Source organism: Lacticaseibacillus manihotivorans DSM 13343 = JCM 12514 (genome assembly GCF_001435035.1).
GTDB lineage: Bacteria > Bacillota > Bacilli > Lactobacillales > Lactobacillaceae > Lacticaseibacillus > Lacticaseibacillus manihotivorans.
Genome location: NZ_AZEU01000249.1, coordinates 1 through 1023, shown reverse-complemented (window position 1 = coordinate 1023; position 1023 = coordinate 1). Strand labels below are relative to the sequence as shown.

2 protein-coding genes and 1 pseudogene are annotated in these 1023 nt (G+C 45.0%); 2 read left to right on the top strand and 1 reads right to left on the bottom strand.

Features of this window, described 5'->3' with window-relative positions; all coding sequences use genetic code 11:
- Nucleotides 1–404 (bottom strand): annotated as a pseudogene (locus FD01_RS13085) (transposase); the annotation flags it as partial.
- An 89-nt stretch (nucleotides 405–493) separates the two neighbouring features.
- On the opposite strand from FD01_RS13085, the gene FD01_RS16400 reads away from it, so the two are divergent.
- Nucleotides 494–661, top strand: coding sequence for a hypothetical protein (locus FD01_RS16400; protein ID WP_164480470.1), 168 nt, complete (start codon nucleotides 494–496; stop codon nucleotides 659–661).
- Nucleotides 662–1023, top strand: a 362-nt coding sequence (gene tnpB, locus FD01_RS13080) for an IS66 family insertion sequence element accessory protein TnpB (RefSeq protein WP_056964739.1), incomplete at its 3' end; no start/stop codon positions are given. It lies immediately after the preceding gene.

Sequence of the window (1023 nt, the reverse complement as noted above, 5' to 3'; positions counted from 1 at the left end):
GTGAATCGTGGGATTGCGCTGCTTTTTTGAAATTCTATGAATAATCCAGGTTCATTGAGGCCGAACAAATAGCGAGACTTCTTGGCGTCGGGATGAGCCAAATGGAATAGCCGCCAAAGCGACTTCAACACCTTGTATTCGCGAGACTTCCCATCTAATTGTTTGAGCGTTGTGACGCGAATCTGATCCATTGCGCGTCCGATCATTTGCACGATGTGGAAGCGGTCGATGATAATCTCAGCGTTGGGGAAAAGCTCGTGAACGATGAGCTGATAGGCGGCATTCATGTCCATGACCACACGCTTAACAGCCGCGCGTTGCGCGACATTATATTGATTGATGAAGAACTCCTTGATGTCCTTATTGAGCCGTCCCCCAAGTACTTTGACGGCCTTGTGGGTATCGGGTAAGCACCCAACCAAATGACGGATTTTCACCAACAATTTAACGCGCTACACTTACCTCATCAATTCAAATTTGGTGAGGTATTTTTATGGAAGATAAACCTGATGTTTTTCATTTTCAAATGGATCAGCCTAAGTCGAGGCAGTCGGAGGTGACCAAAGCACTACAGATCAAATTGAGTAATGAGAAGACCGTTATCGTTTATAATCGCGTTAACAGCTATATCCTTGATGCGCTTTTAAAGGCGGTGTTCTAAATGTTACTTGACCTTAAGCGTATCGCTCAAGTCTATTTGGTTTGCGGTCGTACCGACTTGCGTCGAGGAATCGATGGCCTAGCGGGAATTGTCCAAGAACAATATGACCTGGATCCTTACTCTCAAAATCTATATCTGTTTTGTGGCAGTAAGAAGGATCGATTCAAAGCATTGTACTGGGATGGCGATGGTTTTGTATTGTTGTACAAGCGCTATGAGAACGGTCGTCTTCAGTGGCCGATGGATCAAAACGCCGCCAAGGCGTTGACCCATCAACAGTTAACACGACTTTTAACGGGTTGGGCAATTGAATCTTCGATTCATTCAGTAAATCCACCAAAGAAGTCGTATTCAAATCAGCA

Coding starts and splice junctions, on each gene's coding strand:
- FD01_RS16400 (WP_164480470.1), top strand. CDS start 494: ATGGAAGATAAACCTGATGTTTTTCATTTTCAAATGGATCAGCCTAAG.